We start from the raw sequence: 16,350 nt of genomic DNA on the forward strand, positions 1-16,350 counted from the left end.
CCATCACCTAGCAACACCGATATTTATCACCAAAAACCAGAAGGAAAGAATTTCATGTATCATCAAGCCTACGGCATAATTAAAACCTTAGCACCACTGCATGTAGGAGCAACAGCCGGAGAAGAAAGAGGAAATTTAAATTTAATTTTTCGCGATCAATTTACCCAAACTGGGATTATTCCTGGTAGTTCAATTCGGGGAAGATTGCGTGCGGAAATGCGTCAAAATAATGGAGGCGACGAACAACAAGTAAGGAAATGGTATGGTAATGATGTACCAGATCGTAACGAAATTGACACAGTAGATCGCACTTTTTCTGACCGCACAACAGAGTCCTTAGTAAAATTTGAATATGCTTCCATTGTTTGGCTACCCGTATTTTGTCCTGGACAACCAATTGTTTGGGTGAGTTGTCCGCGTTTACTCAAACGTTACAGACGCATAACCGGACAAGAAAATCTGACTATACCGCAAAAATATACGCGATCGCAATCTCTCACACCTCTACCAAATAACAAACTATTCTTCAATTTTGGCTTTTTAACTATTGAGGATGATACTGACTTATCTAGTTGGTTTCCAGATAATGAAGAATTCCCCGCAGTCGTAGTTGGTGATGACGAAATCTCCATGATTCATGATATGGCATTATATCGTCAAAGTCGTGTAGCTCTAGAAAAAGACCAGAAACGCAACGCTAATAAAGCTTTTTTTGGAGTCGAAGCATTACCAGAAGAAACTATTTTAGCTTTCCCCATTGGTTTAAAAAAAGATAAAGATGGCGAACAGTGGGAACCTTTTCCTGGAAGAAAAACTAAAAATCATATTTATCTAGGAGGACTAGAATCAGTAGGATTTGGTCATTGTGAAATGTCATTATTCAATATTCATGTCAATAGTAAAATTACAACAAAATAGGTAATTGATATATGGCTTGGTCAGATTTTAGCCTAGATAAAACTGCTCACGACTTAGTTTATAAATACCGGAACGAAGACAAAGAAACCGTCAATCAAGTCCATAAAATGCGTACTACTGTAGCCTATGGATTAGAAAGATTTTGGGGAGAACATCTGCGCTTAGATGGGAGAAAATCTGCATATTGGGAAGAAACTTGGAATAAACTTGTGGAAATTATGGCACAAGCTGATATTACAGTCCCCAATAACCCCCAAGACTTGTGGAACTCAGAAGTATTTCCCCTCGCTTACCGCAAGGTTGCATTAGCAATTTTAACGCAACTATGTGACTGTATGGTGTGGTGGACGCAGAGATACAAACCCACTCGCAACGATGAAACCGAAGACGATAATTAGGGAGAATCAGAAAATGAGCGATTGTGACTTAGTACCTTTGATGTATCGTGCCCAAATCGAGGATAGGGGAAAAATTCAGTATGCTGGAGATCCAGAACCTGCAACACAGTGGGTTAATGAATGGTTAGATGGATGTCCCCCCAACTCGAATAATCAAGAAAATAATTTAGATGTTAGTAAAGTTGTATTGCGAAGAACACCCCAGCAAAGAGCGAATTTTACATACAGAATGCCACAATTTGCCACAGGAGATAATAATTGGCAACAGACTTATACAATTAACTGGCGTTTAGTTACCAATTCAGGACAAGATGAAGATGTAATTCGCCCTGTAATTGGTGCAAAGGGTATACCTTACTATCCAGGTTCGAGTATGAAAGGTGCATTTTTGCGTGCTTGTCAGCAAATTGCACCCGATAAAGTTCTGGATTTTTGTGGTGGAGAAGTAGAAGAAATCATCGCCGGTAAAAAACTCAAAAGAACTAAGCCAGGAATTTTACGTTTTCATGGCGGTTATCCTGTAGATATGTCTTGGGGAAAAGAAAGAAAACGTTTAATAGATGTTGTTCACTCTCAACAGGAACGTCAAGTTATCGAGAATATAAATACTCGCGCTAATGTCCAAATATCGCTGTATAAAACTAAGTTTAAATTTGGTATTTCTAGCACCAAAAATCATGTTGATTGGCAGCTAGTACAACAAATTTGGGAACGCGCATTAGCACAAGGAATAGGTTCTAGAACTAGTGCAGGTTACGGTCGATTTAAAAATATTGCCGATAACAATCAGGTGATTTTATCAGTTAATCTGAGCGGAAAAGGGCTAACTTCCACATTACTCACATCAGATGATAGAGGTAATAAAATCCCCGAATTTCGTCCAAATATGTTTAAAGCCGCATTACGCGGACATACTTTGCGTTTATTAGCAGGGGTGACAAATGAAGCCACAACCCAAAGATTAACAAAAGAACTATGGGGTGGATTTCTTCAAGGTAATGAAGAAAGTGGATCAATTGTAGGAAAATTTGGTATTGATTTGCAAATTGAAAATAAAAATTTAGCTTTTGGAGAACATAACTATTTTTCTAATGGTAGAAGAACTAGACCAATGCCTCTCTACAATTTAAAATCAGGAAGGCTAGATATTTTTGCTGTCAAATCCTATTCAGAACCAGAAAGAGAATTTTTAAATCTTTTAATTAAATTTTCTCTATTACTAGGTGGTTTTGGAAAATCATGGCGACGAATTCATCATGATTTATTTTATCAATCATATTTTCGGAATAATGATAAACCGATGATTGGTTGTCATTGGTTATTTAGCAAACCATCAGAATCAGCAGAATATTGTATTACAGCACCAAGAGGAGAATTGGATAATATTAGGACTTTTTTAGCCAGTATTCCCAATACAGTCAGAAATTGCTTTAATTTACCATCTACCAATAATCATGTAAACAATTGGCGTGAAATTTGGCATCCTCAAAAAGTGCAAGTTTGGGGGCGAATTGCTGAAGATAAAAATGATAGCCAAGCTATTGAATGGTTCCATCGAGATAACTTTATCAAGAGAACAGAATTAACTGGGAGTATAGGAAAATCTAGTAAAGTTAGTAGAATTTGGCATCGAATGTATCCTCTTTACGTTAAATTAGATGGTAAGATAATGCATAAAAAAAATGAAGATGGTAATTATAAATATATTGAATTATTAACCATTTTTACTCCAGATGATTTATCCAAAGCCAGAGAATTTATAAATTATTTAAATAATAGTAGTAATGACTTTATTAAACTGTGGGGAGAAAATTAAAAAATATAGGCATAGTATTTGATGTTTAAAATATAGGTAGGGTGCGTTAGCTTACAGCGTAATGCACAACCTAAAGCCTAAAATGATGTAATAGATTTTGTAGGTTGGGTTGAGGAACGAAACCCAACATTTATCCGGGCGTTGGGTTACCCTGCGGGAAGGCTACGCCTACGCAAAGCCTCAACCCAACCTACACCTAATACACTCTTTTAGCTGTGTCAATCCACTACATAGAAATTATCAACAAACTTATCTCTAGCGAATATGAATATCTGGATTGTAACTACAGGAAATAGTGACGTTCAACTCAAACATAAAACTAATTGGAATAATTTATATAGAGAAGGGAGAAAAGGATTAGAAAGAGATCATAACTTTCAACCTTCTCAAAAAGAAGATGATGTCATCTTTACAGTACCAGCAAGGGTGATGGGTGTAATTTATGGTAATCAACTAGATAGTCATAAACTAGATAAAGATATTTACCAAGATTTATGTTTTCCCCTACTTGATGCTTTTTCTCAAAAATTACAAGATAAAAATCAGCCAGACAGAATTATTGTTATTCTCACAAATCAAGAAGCTGCTTATCAAAAGCCAGAAAAAAAATCACCTTATTGGAAAGATACTTGTACTTTAAAGCCAATATTGGAACGGTATTTTTCGCCGGATAAATTCCCAAAAATCAAGGATAAAATTGAATATTTAGAGCTAAAACCTAAATCAAAAGATGAAGGTTTAGATAACTGGGAGCAAGCTCTCAAGTTAGGTCAACAAGAATTATCAATATCGACCTTAGATATTAAACCCATTGATAACATATACGTCAGTCATCAAGCTGGTACACCTGCGATTTCATCTGCTATTCAATTTGTGAGTCTAGCAAAATTTGGAAATCGGGTTAAATTTCTGGTATCGAATGAATATGAACCAGGATTAACCAAAATAATTGAAAGTTCTGAATATTTACGTGGTATAAATATTCAACAAGTCAAAGCTTTAATTAGTTCTGGTTCACCTGGTGCTGCTAGTAAACTTATTGAGCTTGAGCAAATAAATAATATTCAAGAACAAGCATTGACAAAATTAGCACAAGAAGTAAATAGATTCAACTTGTATATACCTACAAAAAGTGATATTAATTTTGATTTTACAACGAGTAAAACAAAACAACGTATCATTGATGCATTAGACCTAATTAGTCTATTTATTGAGAATAAGAATTACATTCAAGGTATAGCCTTATTAGCTGCTGCTCAAGAAACTTTTATGAAGGTAGCAGTTCGTTTAAAGGTTAATTATAATGAAGAAATAGTTACTTGGAAAGCTGGGGGATTATATTTAGAATATAATCTTTCTCGGAAGAGCGTGAGCGAGAAAAAAAACAAGTTAAAAAGTAGGAAATTCCCTGATTACTCACTTGATGGTGAGCCAATAAAGCTGGAATCAAATGATGATTTTAAAGTGACAAATCGCAATTACATACTTCTAGCTTGGTTGCTCAATTTAGAATCAAATTTTTCACCTTGGGCTTTATTGAAATGGTCTTGTAAAGATAAAAGAGGTTATGATGACGATCGCCGCAATCAACTATTACATAATCTCCGGGGAATGGAAGACGAAAGCGTAAAAGAATATTTACTAGGCTATGATAGTAATATTAGCGCCAGTAGTGTTGATGAAGCTTATGAAAAGCATGTTAAAGAGCCTTTTGTCTCAGCCTTAAAACTATTCAAGTTATTACCCGAACACCCTACCAATTTAAAACAAAAGCTTAAAGATATAGCAAATTCTATTTCTTGAATTAATTTATTGTCTAAACTGCGCGAACCAGGAGGTGTATTTATCGAACGCTTGTTATATAACCGCTAAAGGCTTATTAGCTATAGCTTAGGAGTTTTTTAATAAAAATGAGGTTCGCGCAAACTCTGTAATGTATATCAGGAAAGTGTTTGAGGTCATTTTGATACAGGGAGGACTTGACAAGCGATCGCGCAAACTGTACTTTTTTACTCTATCCGCGCAAACTCGTCTTGAAAGTCTTGTATATCAAGCCTTCTAGACTCCAACAGTCTCCACTAACCATGTGGAGGCGCATAATTGGAAACAAGAAAGGAAGATTTAGTTGACAAGTCTGATGACCCTGTCTCCACTAACCATGTGGAGGCGCATAATTGGAAACTTTTACCTTCCGCCTAACTAAGTACTTCTGCTCAATAGTCTCCACTAACCATGTGGAGGCGCATAATTGGAAACTTTAATCCGTTTTTCTCACTTCCCGCGTTGATAATGTCTCCACTAACCATGTGGAGGCGCATAATTGGAAACCAATCATTGCTTGCGCTTTGATTTTTTCTTGTTCCGTCTCCACTAACCATGTGGAGGCGCATAATTGGAAACACGCTATGAAATGCTAGAACTATAAACCCTGGTAGTCTCCACTAACCATGTGGAGGCGCATAATTGGAAACTAGCTATGGTGATAGACCTATCAGCGCTAGTATTCGGTCTCCACTAACCATGTGGAGGCGCATAATTGGAAACTTCTAGCACCTTAAAAGCCCAGTCATAAGCCTTAGGTCTCCACTAACCATGTGGAGGCGCATAATTGGAAACGTTTTAATTCAAAAATTTCCTGGGTAGTTGATTGGTGTGTCTCCACTAACCATGTGGAGGCGCATAATTGGAAACGTAAACACGCTCTAGAAATTCTCTAGATTCCCTGGTCTCCACTAACCATGTGGAGGCGCATAATTGGAAACATGGTTGGCGATCGCGATAAGCCATTGTGGTATAGTCTCCAGTAACAACATGGAGACTTTTGCATAAAAAATCGTCAATCGCATCACAAATAGACGATTTTCTAATCTTCACCAACAATAATAAAAATACAGCAAATTGCAACTTGGTGAGATACAGATAATCGTTGATTGTAGGGGCATTGGCACTGCCATGCCCCGAAGCGCGTACCTCATTTACCAGAAATATGCTGTATCATACCTAAACGTAATGGTAATTTACGAGAATTAAAAATACCAACAGTACGCGATCGCATTGTTCAACAAGCTCTATTAAATGTATTTTATCCCGTAATGGAGGCGAGATTTTCTAGTGCGAGTTTTGCCTATCGTCCCAATTTATCTTATCTAAATGCAGTCGAAAAAATCGCTGATTTTCGCGATGAAGGTTATGTTTGGGTATTTGATGCTGATATCGCCAAATTTTTTGATAATATCTATCATGGACATTTAGCCAGTGAAGAATCCACAAATATAGACAATCATCTCATCCAAATGCAACGACGCGATGATGATTATTTTCAATTTCAAGTATCGAAGGCGATCGTTTATGGAAAATTAACCAATTCCAAACAGTTATTAATGCGCTTTAATCGCAAGCGGAAAATAGCAGCAATAGAACAAGCAATATATGGTATTAGCAAAGATATTGATTCTTTAGAATTAGTTGATGACTTAGATTCTCTACGTGGTTATGAAGGTATCACAGCCGCCAGATATTTTCCTGCCTTTGGACAGTTAATTACTAACCCTAATAATGATGAATTTCATGACTTAGCTTTATTTGTGATAATCTACTTATACTGTCAGTAAAATAATTTATAATTATATGCTGAATTTCTAAAGCATTCGCTCGTTCTATTTCTCCCAATTCTCGAACAGCTTGTTGATAATAGCGAAGTAAAGTTTTGTGCTTTTCCCCATTCCCAGCAGCGTAGGAAAATCCGCCCACAACAACAAACAGCAGCGAATTTTCTGCTGTCCAGGGATTTTTATCTTGTTTGTTTTTTAACAACGCATCCAAAGTCTCTTGAATCACTGTGAGACTTTCTCTGTATTCCTGTTTAACCAACAAATCCTCAATCACAGGTAAACCATTTTGCCATTGCTGCGAAATAGTAGCCCGGAGATTGTTCAAATATATCTCTGGTGTTGCAAATTCCTGCATCAATTCCATGTAAATGATATGCCAATAGGAGTAAGTGTTTTCCAGTTCCGACTTCCACTGTTCACTTTCTCTATTGGCTGTCATTCCGTCTAAAATTATTTTTTTTTGAACATCAGGTAAATTAGAGAAAAAATCGATTACAGCTTCATCATTTAAACTAGTATCAGTAAATTCTTCTGACCATTCCCTAATTTTTTGAGCTAATTTGAACCCATCTTGTCCTTGTGACTGCACCAACAACCATTCCCACTCCAACAAGCAGCTTGTTGTTGCTCCTTCCAAATGAATCCCGTTAGCAATTTCCATCCAGTCGGGTATACCATAAGAAATTTCGCTTTCTGCTGCTAACAAACTGGCTGCAAAACCATCGTCATTACTAAAGCCATTCTCAAAAGCTGTTTTTACCAATGGCTTCATTTGTTGTGCAACTGCTTCTAAATCTTCAACAAAAGTACAATCATCAAAATAAGGTTCTTCCCAGCTGGCTTCTTGAACTATATATTTTCCCTCTTCTTGGGATGCTTGCCAAATAATCTGATTCCATTGTTCCCATAGTTGCGACCAAGTTTGAGCTAATTTTACTAAAGAAGTTGGTCGTTCTTGGCTTGTTTTTACCTGTTCTACTGTTTGAGGTGGATTGATGATTTGAGTTAAAGTTTCCTGGGTATTCGCTTGCAGTTGAGCAAATGCAGTTTCTCGCTGTTCGTCAGATAAAACCACAAATAAAGAGTCGAGTAGCTGGGAAATTTCACCTTCGGTAAGTGCTTCCAGGATGCGCGAACCAACAGAGGCTTCTTGTTTAAGATTACTCTGATAATTGCTCTGGCTGTTTTTTGGCATCTCCTAAATCCCCTTAGCACTACATAAATAGCCTATTTCAACCAGAGGTAACGAGCAGAACTGTCAAATATTATTTAACAAACGTCAACCTTGAATTTCCGACTCCAGCAAGCTCAACACCTTTTCCTCCAAGTCCGTCAAATAAGCCCGTTTCAGCTTCCCAAAGACTCGAAAAACCTCTGCACTGATTCCTCCATCTCACTGGAATCACCCGTGAAATACGCTCGCACACCTCCTGCATCTGCTGACAATCCTCAGGCAAGTATTCGTAAGACTTGAGATGCTTCAGCCCAACCGTCAGTTCGCCATCCCAAGTCCTCACGGTGCAAGTGAAGTCATTAACTTGAGTGACAATTGTTAAAAAATAAAACCTTTTTAACAGTATCGTTCAACAAAAAAGGTCCTTCAGCCTATCTTGCTGCCAATTACACCTAAAGAATGCTCAATGCCTAGACCGAAAACTAGGCTTAGAATGCCAGCAATACCTAAACTTGCAGTACTCAAAATACTACAGCATAAATTAACTATATTGAAAAGAATGATATAGTCATTAATACTATTAATAGTATTTTTAAGGTTTTATGTAACTGTATAAATTCGAGGTTGCTGTGCTGTAAATACTTGTGTAATTCCTTGAAAAATTTTAATTGTTAAATCATTAAACTTTCTGCGAAATGGTTCTTCAAATTCTTTACTTATTTTGGTATATTCATCTGGAAGTAGTATGACTCAACCCAATTCTGATTCAACTCAAAACACGTTTAACATATCGGGCAGTTCAGTTGGCAATATGTTGGGTAGTGGCACGATGAACATTAACGAAGCCACTCAACAACGAGAAACTGAAAATGCTTCCGTATCATCAAAGACCGTTCTGGAGAGACAGCAGAAGGTCATTCTGATTCTGGCAGCAAATCCAAAATCTACGCCTGCCTTGCGTTTGGATGAAGAAGTGCGAGAAATTGATGCAGGGTTACGACGAGCTAATCAACGCGATCGCTTCCATTTAGAACAACGCTGGGCAGTGCGATCGCGAGATGTTCAGAATGCTTTACTAGATCTCAAGCCACAAGTGGTTCATTTTTCTGGGCATGGGGAGAACGAGATGGGGTTGATCCTGGAGAATGAAGTTGGAAAAGCAGTGGCGGTTGGTACGGAGGCATTGGCTGGATTATTTGAGTTGTTTGCGGATCGAGTAGAGTGTGTGGTTTTGAATGCTTGTTACTCTGAAGTTCAAGCAGAGGCGATCGCCAAGCATATTCCTTATGTCATCGGCATGAATAAGGCGATTGGCGATCGAGCGGCGATCGAGTTTGCAGTGATTTTCTATGCAGCTTTGGGGGCTGGTGAATCAGTGGAGTTTGCCTACAAGCTCGGTTGTAATGCGATTCGCATGGCAGGGATTGAGGAGTATTTGACCCCTGTTCTGAAAAAGAAACCTGCCTGAGAGGCTTCAAGCGGAAGGAGTAGGGATACTGGGATTTTCTGTTGAAGTCGGAGGCTAACTCAGGCGTGCGGATGCAGGCGGTGCAGGAAACCACCGTGCGCCTTGAATTTCACCGTGATTACTATCGGATTTAAGGTTACGCGCTTGGGTATTGCCTTCGCCGCCATCGTCCAGTCGCCAGTAGGCTAAAAGATGTTGCCAATCATCATCTCGGCGGCTCAAGCGGCAGGTCATGTTGGTCTTGATCTCAGCTTGAGTGCGAACTACTTTCCAAAGCCGCACTTCAGCGATCGCCACATCGGAGTACCGCTCTTTCTCGGTTGTACCTCCGATGATGAGATCAGTTGTGAGGTCAGCTAGAGAGCCTGTAAACAACGCTGTACTTTTTGTTTGTCCGGCATAGGCGATCGACTTGGTTTGCCCTTCTATCACCACACAATCCTGCTGTCTGCCATCCGCATAGATGAAAATTTCGTGTGAGGTTGCATCCCAGGTGAAGGCAACATGATGCCACACTCGGTCAACAGGAGCATTCTCTTTTGTATCAACGATCGCTTTCTGTTTTGCAATCTTATCCAGAAGCATCACCCGAATTTTGCCGTCATGCCAGCAGAGAGAATAACCGTTGTCAACATAGCAACCCCGACTAACAATCAAACGGTTCCCAAACTGATGTTTAACCCAGGCTTCGACGGTAATGGCATCATCAGTCGCATTCAGGCTTGGATCGTGACCACAATTAACCTGATCGTCCTTGCCGTTAAACTTTAGTCCACAGGGTAAAGGTAAACTAGCAGGACATTCAGAGGCTTTTAACCATTGCACGGCTCCCAAAGCGACCCCAAAATCGCCCTTACTTTTTTGAACAACATATTTCGGCTGAAGCCATGTTCCCCCATAAACTACTCCTGGCTGACCTTTACCAGCAAGATTAGCGGCTTCATTTCCGGTTTGCTCGTCTAGCCGCCAGTATCCTACTAGGTGAGTGTCTTTAATTTCATCATTCAGCAGATACCTGGCATCCTGGATTTCTTTTTCAGAACGTGCTACCTTCCACAAACGAACTTCACGAATCAAGCCTTTGAAGTAATAAAAAGTAATTGCCTTATTACGACCAATACAAAAATTCATGCCAGGTGATCCGATCGGACCAGTAAAAGGTATGTCATCTTGAACTCCCTTTCCATCAATATAAATACAAATATTGCGTGAGGCGTTGCTCCAGGTGAAGGCGACGTGGTGCCACTTATCATCTGGCACCACGTCGCCGCTAAATTTTCTTGTGTTTTTACTCTGATCACCCTGGAGTTCTACAGTAATGCGATCGTTGTTCCACCACAGACTATACCCTTGTCCTCCCCAACCTCCCCCTTGACCTGCAATAAAGCTTTGTTGCTCTCTCCCGTTGGGCTTTACCCAAGCTTCAAAGGTAATAGCATCGTCAATTGCAACGTTGCCACAGTCGATATAATCGGTTTCTCCATTTAACTCTAAACCAAACCAATTATTTTCGGGTGAAACCTTCGATCCACCATTTGGGGAGGCAAGATTGTAAACATAGGTCTTACTGGCTTTATCTTCTTCAAATTGCCAATAACCAATCAGCCCTTCTTTGCCATAGTCGCTCGTTAACCGCCGATACATTGTTGCTTTAATTTGAGCTTGACTGCGCTCAGTGTTCCAAAGACGAACTTCGGCAATCGCACCACTAAGGTTCGCTCCAAGCCGTCCTCCAATCAATACGGGTGCATCAATTTTAACAACAGGACTTTCCAGAGGGATTTGTTCCTTATGAGGTTCTTGCTGTTCTCCATCAATATATATTTGAATTTTTTCTGACTTGCTCCATGTAAATGCAACATGATGCCATAGGTTATCTTGAGGTGCGGGATTTTTTGTGTCAACAATATATACCTTTCCCTCTGATTTGATCTCTACACGTATTTTTCCATTAAACCACCATATCCAATATCCACTTTTCATGTCAATTTGTCGGCTAAAAATAGCACCATTTTCATCATCGAGCTTTGCAACCCAAGCTTCAACAGTCATCGCTTCACTGACATCTAAACTTTCATGATTACCGCAATCAAAACAGCCATTCTTTTGACCACCACTCACTCCTTCGTTCAATCTAGCTACAGCAGGCAAAGGCGGATAGTTTAGCTGCTCAAAGGTAATCACAAAATCTTGAATAAAGCTTTTCAACTTGGGATTCCGAAAGCTCTTCTGCTTCATATCTGCAACAATTCGACAAGTCCTAATACCTTGATGACACGCGATCCCAGGTCGATCTGATCCCTGCTTAGACGGCTCTTCAGCTTTTTTAGGAACCGCAGCATGATGGAGCGCCACTAGTTCCCAACGAGTATTGAATGCAGGACTTCCAGACGAACCATAGTCTGCGTCTGCTTTATATCTCAAGAAGTTTTTGTAGAGTCCATTGGTGATGACTTCATTGTTGTTTAGAACAATCTGCTTTTGTCTGCCTTTCGGATGCTGCACCACAAACACAGCATCACCATTCTCCTTTGTGTCTGCCTTTTTTTTCATCAATTGACTGAGTTCTTTGATTTTGTCATGTTCATAAACCTGTGTTGTTGAGGAGTCAGCATCAGGATGCCAGATGATCAAAGAGTCTTCTGAGTCTATAATTTCGTATCCGTCGGATTTGAGCGCAGCGATCGCGCTTTCACCTGATTTGATTGCTGATTGAACTTGTTCGCGACTGCCCTCGAATTCAACCCAAACTAATTCAGGAGCAACATTCTCATCATTCTCAACTAGTTGAATCCAGCCAAACTCAAAACCTGCTTGTCGAGTAAATTGACCTGACTTGAGTTGTACTAGCGTGTAGTCAAGTTCAGGATTGGAAACGAATAAGGTGGAATCAAACTCATAATCAACCGAGTCGCGACTTTCACCCTTTAGATTTTCAACAAAGCCGAACTGAGCAACACATTGAGCAGCGGTTTTTACATCTGGAATCACATGATGATTTGTGAGCAGATGGCTGCCACCAACTAGAAAACCAGACCCAATCGGGATTGGTAGAATTTTTCCTAATTGATTTTCTGTAATTCCCTCAAGCACATGAAGCGGAGTTTTTTCTTTTGCGTCAATTTGCTTTCGGACTGATTCATTAAAAATATCTTCTGCGATTTGTTGAGGAATAGAGAAGACCTCAATCACTTTGTCAGCAGTATTAAAGTTGTGATCAGTCAACTTTAGGTCATTGATCGTCTTTTCAAGATCCTTAACAAAGTCACGGAACTCTGACATGGAAAAATATCTGGCAATCCGACAAACAGATGCACTTTGCTTGATCCCCTCCTCTAAAAACGAAATTGGTAAAAAATGTGGTTCTTTCTTGGGATCAACACTAACCAAGAAGTGTTGCTCAGTAAGCGATCGCGTTCTGACAATTTCAAATACTTTACTAAAATTCTCAATTTCAGGAGATTCAGCAGCGCCCAAAATACCGATCGACGATACTACTTCTATATTCGTTTTAGGAATCGTTATATTGCCTTGTAAGCGTAGAGCAGCGTGGTTTAATTGAGTCATAATTGTTCTTGAAACGCAATGAACTCCTGCTGTATAGTAATACACTGAAGCTTGTAAAACAAGATTCAGCTGATCTATCAATAGCGGTTCCTAAATGGATGAAATACGATCAGATCCAGACTGGCAAGGGTTTCAGGGCTGAAAGTGTACCGCCCTCGACCGAGAATCGCTATAGTCTGAGTGCGATGGTTTCAGGACACTGAAAAACTTATAAGATATGTAATTTGAGCTAATCCTTATATGTTTTTTTAATGTTTTGTCGGTTCAACAACATTTAGTAAAGTTAATTCTCTTTCAGTGTGTGCAGAAATGAAAACAGATCGGCTGAAACGCAAAGCCAATAGGATTCATGGTAAGCGATTTGTGCAGAATGATTTATTAAATGCGAATTTTCAAAATCAGATTGCAGGTCAAAAAATTCTAATCAAGAACACTTTGGCTGCGATGTCTATCTTGCTAAGTATCTTAGCAAACGTGCTTTCAGGCTATGTAGGTGGATTCATTAGCTTATACAGCATAATCGATAATCCTGCTCGTTCACAGCTTCATATTACACTGGTGATTGTACTAGCTGTAATTGCAACTTCTATCACTCAGGATGTCATTAAGGTAACGCTTACTCTCATCATTAGTTTAGGCGTTGCTATTATATTATCAATACTACTAGCAGCTTTTAATCTTATTCAGGGATTTACTGCATTTCTAATTACAATCATCGTGGCGACAGGTTTGTGCTTGGGACTGAGTTTGGCTAGTTTTTTAACAGTTCGTTTCACAATTGCTGTTGCTGATATTCTATTCATTAATTCCAAATTACTTAAAATTAGTATTGTTTCTAGCAGTATCTTTCCTGCAACTATTAGTTGTCTTGGAGTAATTGCTGATGTATTAGAACGAAAAAGTCTAGCGTTCAGTGAAATTTTGCTTACTTCACCAGTAATCTATTGGACAGTACTTTCGCTTGGGGCTGGATATGGAGTGTCTCTAACATTAAGTGCTTGGCTGGCTAACTCTGTTCGGGGAACGCCTTGGTTATATCCAGAACTTCAACGATTCTGGGCGCTAACTGTTGGCTCTTGGTGGGGAACTTCTTTCGTCAACCTGGATTTAAGTAATATCAACTTTAGAAATGCTAAGTTGGCAAATTCTGATTTACGGGCACGTAAACTATATCGGACTTGCTTTCAAGGAGCGATCGGGCTGGAAAGAGCCAGAGTTGATAATCAGTACCTCGATTTAGAGATCCCCAAAGTCCAGAAGCTACTGACTCATGCCTGTAGTGCCGATCGCGACTTTCGTGGGTTCAATCTCCAGGGAGCCTACCTGCAAGGGGCTGACCTGCGAGGCTTTGATTTTACTGATACCAACCTGACCGGAGCCGACCTAAAGCAGGCTGACCTGCGAGAGAGTCGCTTAGTTCGGACACAGCTTGCAGGCGCAGACTTTCAGGGCGTTGATTTAAGGAAAAATGTGCTGATTGATGCCAATCTCACCGAAGCCGACTTTCAAAAAGCCGACCTGCGGGGTAGTATTTTTGTACGTGCCCAAGTTGCCAGAGCCAACTTTCGAGGAGCCGATTTGACGGGTATTTGCATCGAAGACTGGAGTGTCAGTAATAAAACTTGCTTTACCGACGTGCGCTGCGACTACATTTATCGCAAATACGACGATAACCAGCCCACCGATCGCTATCCGGTCGATCGCGACTTTGAAGCGGGTGAATTTGCATACCTCTATCAAGAATCAGAAGATGTGGTGGAGTTGGTATTCAAGGGCGAATTTGACTTCAGTGCCCTCAGCCTTGCCTTCTACAAGCTGCAAACAGAAATGCCCGAACTGGAATTTGAGCTAAAGGGAATTGAACAACGGGAAAACCTCTGGGTTGTGAAAGCCAAAACGAAGGGGAGCGTTACAGAGCGCCTAATTGAAGCACAGCTCAATTTGACTTATCAAGCAACTGCTCGTGAAAGTACGGTAGAAACTACTATTCGAGACTCTATCTACCGAGACTATGAAGAAATCAAAGCACGACTGGCAGCCAGCGAACAGTTAGTCAACCGACTGGCAGGCGTAACGGGTGATCAAGCCGAAGCCTTAAAAGAGTTGAGCAAGCGATCGCTGGGCAACAGCTTTTTTATCACGGGAAGTACCATCACCAATTTAGCTGGGTCTGGACAAATTGAATACACTGAAGCTGCCGACCAAATTCGTCAGGTGATGACGAATTCTAGCGATCCAAAGCAGGTGACTAGCATCCTTCAAGGCTTAATTACCCAGTTCAAACAACAAAATGTAGCGACTACCGTCAGCACACAACTGGAGCTAATTCAACAGATCATTGGCGTAGAAGCGGAGAAAGATCCGGAGTTCAAACAACTTTTGATTGAGCAATCCCAACAGGTAATTGGATCTATGCCCAAAGGTGAGGTCGCTACTGCGGTGGAAGCAGCGATTGCTCAACTGAGGGTTTAAAGTTTTCCTTTCTGAAGACTGTCAAACTGACATAGGGGTTTTTTGTATAAACCTGTGATTTGAACGATGATTTGCTGTTCGCTCGACTCACTTTCAATTTATGTCTCATAGATTGCTGTGGCCCATCACTTGAGTCAATTTCTATTTGAGTCCCAATGAGACACATTTGCATGAGATTTTTGCGTTCGAGATGCAAGCGATGTCTACGACAAGCCAATGCAGCGTCTACGCTTTGTTCTTTTGGGGTTAATTCAGGTACTTCAACAGCAGTTACTGTAATAGCTTTAACATCATCATTTCATCACTCCCAATACGTGCAATATATCCCTAACAGGTGCCTTTTGTTTCTCCATCTGCTGAACTCGCTTCAGTAAGGCCTTGGGAATGTACTTTGATGACTTGACCAAGCGATCGCCTTCGCTCCAAAACTCATAATGATAGTAAGCCTGCTGGTAATCCTTGCCATTCTTGGTGATGGTTCGCCAATGAATACTGCCGCTTCCCTCCCCCTTGTTTCGTCGCATTTTACTAGGGGATATTTTATTACTAGGGCTTGTTTCATCAGTTGCATTACTAGGGTTGATTGGTTTATCCCCTAGTAATTTACTAGGGTTTACCTCAACGCCCAACAATCGTAATATCTCTAAAACTGGGCGTTTTGCGGCTTCGGCTTCTTGAATTTCCCCTAGTAATCTTTTGGGAATGTATTTTGTCCTTTTGTGCCCTTCTTCTTGCCAGTGATAGTACCCACATTCCGCACCCTAACTGTAACAAGTTCATTTGTACTGAACTAATTTTCAGTAAATAGTATTTCTGAACTATAAGTGTCAGCGATATTTTAAAATCTAATGAGAATAAGTCCTATTAAGTAAATTACGGGTGATCAATAGATCTGCGTTTGTTGGCATTCAATTCATGCGATCGCC

9 protein-coding genes, 1 pseudogene and 1 CRISPR repeat array are annotated in these 16,350 nt (G+C 40.0%); of the genes and pseudogenes, 7 read left to right on the forward strand and 3 right to left on the reverse strand.

The annotated features are described in order from the left end of the window. Positions 1-54: 54 nt before the first annotated feature. The 5 genes and pseudogenes from AACW45_RS33090 to AACW45_RS33110 all read left to right on the forward strand — a co-directional run. On the forward strand, positions 55-918 hold the full coding sequence (locus AACW45_RS33090; RefSeq protein WP_190637422.1) for an RAMP superfamily CRISPR-associated protein: 864 nt from the start codon (positions 55-57) through the stop codon (positions 916-918). A gap of 11 nt (positions 919-929) precedes the next feature. Beyond that, positions 930-1,316, forward strand: coding sequence for a hypothetical protein (locus AACW45_RS33095; protein WP_190637404.1), 387 nt, complete (start codon positions 930-932; stop codon positions 1,314-1,316). Positions 1,317-1,329: 13 nt separating this feature from the next. Continuing rightward, the gene (locus tag AACW45_RS33100; protein ID WP_190637406.1) at positions 1,330-3,132 is read left to right on the forward strand and encodes an RAMP superfamily CRISPR-associated protein; all 1,803 of its coding nucleotides are present in this window, start codon (positions 1,330-1,332) and stop codon (positions 3,130-3,132) included. A gap of 264 nt (positions 3,133-3,396) precedes the next feature. Continuing rightward, positions 3,397-4,935, forward strand: a complete 1,539-nt coding sequence (locus tag AACW45_RS33105) for a hypothetical protein (RefSeq protein ID WP_190637408.1) — start codon at positions 3,397-3,399, stop codon at positions 4,933-4,935. 268 nt (positions 4,936-5,203) lie between these two features. Then, a CRISPR array of direct repeats spans positions 5,204-5,894; the repeat unit is 37 nt; unit sequence GTCTCCACTAACCATGTGGAGGCGCATAATTGGAAAC. 231 nt (positions 5,895-6,125) lie between these two features. After that, positions 6,126-6,686 (forward strand): annotated as a pseudogene (locus tag AACW45_RS33110) (CRISPR-associated endonuclease Cas1); the annotation flags it as partial. Here AACW45_RS33110 and AACW45_RS33115 read toward each other — a convergent pair. Then, positions 6,682-7,938: a hypothetical protein gene (locus AACW45_RS33115; protein WP_190637410.1), complete on the reverse strand. Its 1,257-nt coding sequence runs from the start codon at positions 7,936-7,938 to the stop codon at positions 6,682-6,684. The pseudogene AACW45_RS33110 and the gene AACW45_RS33115 sit on opposite strands and share 5 nt — an antisense overlap. 724 nt (positions 7,939-8,662) lie before the next feature. On the opposite strand from AACW45_RS33115, the gene AACW45_RS33120 reads away from it, so the two are divergent. Next, complete coding sequence (locus tag AACW45_RS33120) at positions 8,663-9,385, forward strand: CHAT domain-containing protein (protein WP_339385114.1); 723 nt, start codon at positions 8,663-8,665, stop codon at positions 9,383-9,385. Positions 9,386-9,439: 54 nt separating this feature from the next. Here the strand turns inward: AACW45_RS33120 and AACW45_RS33125 are convergent, their stop codons facing one another. Beyond that, positions 9,440-13,033: a LamG-like jellyroll fold domain-containing protein gene (locus tag AACW45_RS33125; protein ID WP_190637414.1), complete on the reverse strand. Its 3,594-nt coding sequence runs from the start codon at positions 13,031-13,033 to the stop codon at positions 9,440-9,442. A gap of 228 nt (positions 13,034-13,261) precedes the next feature. Here AACW45_RS33125 and AACW45_RS33130 point away from each other — a divergent pair, with 228 nt between their 5' ends. Continuing rightward, positions 13,262-15,424 (forward strand): pentapeptide repeat-containing protein, encoded by a 2,163-nt coding sequence (locus AACW45_RS33130; protein WP_190637416.1) that lies wholly within the window; start codon positions 13,262-13,264, stop codon positions 15,422-15,424. Positions 15,425-15,717: 293 nt separating this feature from the next. Here the strand turns inward: AACW45_RS33130 and AACW45_RS33135 are convergent, their stop codons facing one another. Beyond that, positions 15,718-15,948, reverse strand: coding sequence for a hypothetical protein (locus AACW45_RS33135; protein ID WP_190637418.1), 231 nt, complete (start codon positions 15,946-15,948; stop codon positions 15,718-15,720). Between the last annotated feature and the right edge of the window lie 402 nt (positions 15,949-16,350).

The sequence above is a fragment of the Calothrix sp. FACHB-168 genome (assembly GCF_963889195.1).
Taxonomy (GTDB): domain Bacteria; phylum Cyanobacteriota; class Cyanobacteriia; order Cyanobacteriales; family Nostocaceae; genus Aulosira; species Aulosira anomala_A.

Bases quoted from the DNA above. Each gene is read 5' to 3' on its own strand.
- AACW45_RS33100 (WP_190637406.1), top strand. From the start codon at position 1,330: ATGAGCGATTGTGACTTAGTACCTTTGATGTATCGTGCCCAAATCGAG.
- AACW45_RS33120 (WP_339385114.1), top strand. From the start codon at position 8,663: ATGACTCAACCCAATTCTGATTCAACTCAAAACACGTTTAACATATCG.
- AACW45_RS33095 (WP_190637404.1), top strand. From the start codon at position 930: ATGGCTTGGTCAGATTTTAGCCTAGATAAAACTGCTCACGACTTAGTT.
- AACW45_RS33105 (WP_190637408.1), top strand. From the start codon at position 3,397: ATGAATATCTGGATTGTAACTACAGGAAATAGTGACGTTCAACTCAAA.
- AACW45_RS33090 (WP_190637422.1), top strand. From the start codon at position 55: ATGTATCATCAAGCCTACGGCATAATTAAAACCTTAGCACCACTGCAT.
- AACW45_RS33115 (WP_190637410.1), bottom strand. From the start codon at position 7,938: ATGCCAAAAAACAGCCAGAGCAATTATCAGAGTAATCTTAAACAAGAA.
- AACW45_RS33135 (WP_190637418.1), bottom strand. From the start codon at position 15,948: ATGCGACGAAACAAGGGGGAGGGAAGCGGCAGTATTCATTGGCGAACC.
- AACW45_RS33130 (WP_190637416.1), top strand. From the start codon at position 13,262: ATGAAAACAGATCGGCTGAAACGCAAAGCCAATAGGATTCATGGTAAG.